The sequence below is a fragment of the Bartonella sp. AD13SXNS genome, assembly GCF_042196465.1.
Lineage (GTDB): Bacteria > Pseudomonadota > Alphaproteobacteria > Rhizobiales > Rhizobiaceae > Bartonella.
This window is the reverse complement of record NZ_JBHIQI010000054.1, coordinates 1-2,181: the sequence shown is the minus strand read 5'-3', so window position 1 is coordinate 2,181 and position 2,181 is coordinate 1. Positions and strand designations below refer to the sequence as shown.

Sequence of the window (2,181 nt, the reverse complement as noted above, 5' to 3'; positions counted from 1 at the left end):
TGACTTAAAATAGTTTCAGCGACCTCATAGGGGGCATCGGTTGTTTCAGCAAGCCAATCGCGTAAACTAGAACGAAATCCATGGGGACATGCTTTTACTCCAGTTTGTTGCATGTATTGTGACATATTATTCTCACCGAGAGGACCTCGACCAGTTGCAGAAAAAAAGAAATCATTACGAGAAAGCAGACGCGCTTGTTCAATAATTTTCAGTGCTTCTGTTGATAGAGGCACGCGAAATTCTGTTGTAGCATCACGCCTTCCTTTCATATTCTCAGCAGGGATAGTCCATATATCCCCCTCAACTTGATCTTCACGAATATGACGCAAGGAATTGGTACGAACCCCTGTAAGGATAAGCAGACGCAAAGCCAGTTTTGTTATGGTTGATGCTTCACAAAGTGTTTTATAAAAAGCCGGAACATCTTTCCAATCCATAGCTGGTCTATTAGTGACCTTATGACGTTGTTTTCCTAAGAGGGCTTTTGTTTTTTCTATTGCCTGTAAGTCAACATTCAATCCTAGAGCAGCCGCATGTTTAAGACACATATTGAGACGTTTCAGTGCAGCATGAGCTGCTCCAGCTTTTGTATGCCAAATAGGAGCGAGGGTATTGCGTATCTCTATTTGCGTAATCTCAGAAACGGGAACACAACCTAACTTAGGGAGAATATGAAGGCGTAATGGTAAAAACCAATCACTAGCCTTACCATCATTCTTTAATTCAGCTTTACGACTTTCAAAAGCATCTAGTGCAATGTCTTTTAAATAATGGAGATTACGCATTGCCTCATGCTTTTGTTTATTGCGTTCTTTAATGGGATCACGACCCTCACGTAAAACAGCACGCCATTGATTTGCACATTCGCGAGCTTGTTTTAAAGAAACATCTCTCAAGGCACCCAAGCCCATTTCGCGGCGGCGCCCGTGAATGGTATAGCGATAAAGCCATTGAGCACCCCCATCTTTACGCTTATGAAGAAGCAAGCCGGCACCATCATTATATTTGCCAGCCCCCAATGTTGCTACAGATCTTGCATTAAGACGGTTCATAAGGACCATTTTTACTCCTTTCTTATACAGTTTTTACCCACACACCAGCCCCGCTTTTGACGTGCGAGCAAGTGATATGAATTGATTCAATCTGAGAGGGTTTAGAATAAGAAAATCTTACTATATTCGGGACTCTCATTCAATATGCAAAACAGTGAATTATCATTATAAATCAAAGTGTTATCCGAATAAGAATACACGCCTTTTGAAAGAGGCTATTCTTAAAGCTGCTGAATTGGCAGGCAATAAGTATGGGAAAGAGGGGCTAATCTCTTACCTCGAAAAGCAGGCAATAAGATGCCCTGCGGCTTATTTAGCGTTGCTTGGGAAGATCTTGCCTTTGCAAGTGACGGGGGAAGATGGGGGCGCGATTAAGATCATAGGGCGTGTAGAAATTGCTCCTTTAACAATGAATGACGACAAGACAGATTAAGATTGTACCAAAACTCATTCCTATTTTTGCAGGAGACGCTTTGGTACGAGCGGCTTGGGGTGGACGAGGGTCTGGAAAGACAAGATCATTTGCCTTGATGGCTGCTTTAAAAGGCTATCAATTTGGTATGCAGGGGATATCAGGGACCATTCTTTGTGCACGTCAGTTTCAAAATTCGCTAGCAGAGAGTTCATTGGAGGAGATTAAGCGCGCCATTGAAGCCCATGACTTTTTAAGGGACTATTATAAGGTTGGAGAGTCGTCGATTAAGTCGATAGATGGTCGTATAGCCTTTCAGTTTTCTGGTCTGGACCGGAATATTGCGAGTATTAAATCGATGGGGCGCATTTTGCTCTGCTGGGTTGATGAGGCAGAGCCGGTTACAGAGACGGCTTGGCAGACGCTCATTCCAACTTTGCGTGAAGAGGGCGAGGGGTGGAGAGCAGAGTTATGGGTGACATGGAACCCATTGCGAGAGAATGCCCCCGTTGAGAAGCGGTTTCGCTTTTCAGACAATGAAGCCATTAAGCGTGTAGAGATCAACTGGTCAGACAATCCGAAGTTTCCGAAAATCTTGAATGAAGCGCGATTGGATGATCTGAGAAACCGCCCCGAGACTTATAAGCATATATGGGAAGGGGCTTATCTTACAGCAGTTCAAGGCGCTTATTATCAGAGGGAAATGTTGGCAGCCGA

The 2,181-nt window shown here is 43.8% G+C and carries 3 protein-coding genes; 2 read left to right on the top strand and 1 reads right to left on the bottom strand.

The genetic code is table 11. The features are described 5' to 3' along the window. The coding region (locus ACFIMQ_RS09245; RefSeq protein WP_375703917.1) for a tyrosine-type recombinase/integrase at window positions 1-1,061 on the bottom strand (1,061 nt) is incomplete at its 3' end. Window positions 1,062-1,206: 145 nt separating this feature from the next. Here ACFIMQ_RS09245 and ACFIMQ_RS09240 point away from each other — a divergent pair. Beyond that, entirely contained in the window at window positions 1,207-1,485 is a 279-nt protein-coding gene (locus tag ACFIMQ_RS09240) for a hypothetical protein (protein WP_375703916.1), read from the top strand. After that, window positions 1,466-2,181, top strand: a 716-nt coding sequence (locus ACFIMQ_RS09235) for a phage terminase large subunit (RefSeq protein WP_375703915.1), incomplete at its 3' end; no start/stop codon positions are given. The genes ACFIMQ_RS09240 and ACFIMQ_RS09235, both read left to right, overlap by 20 nt.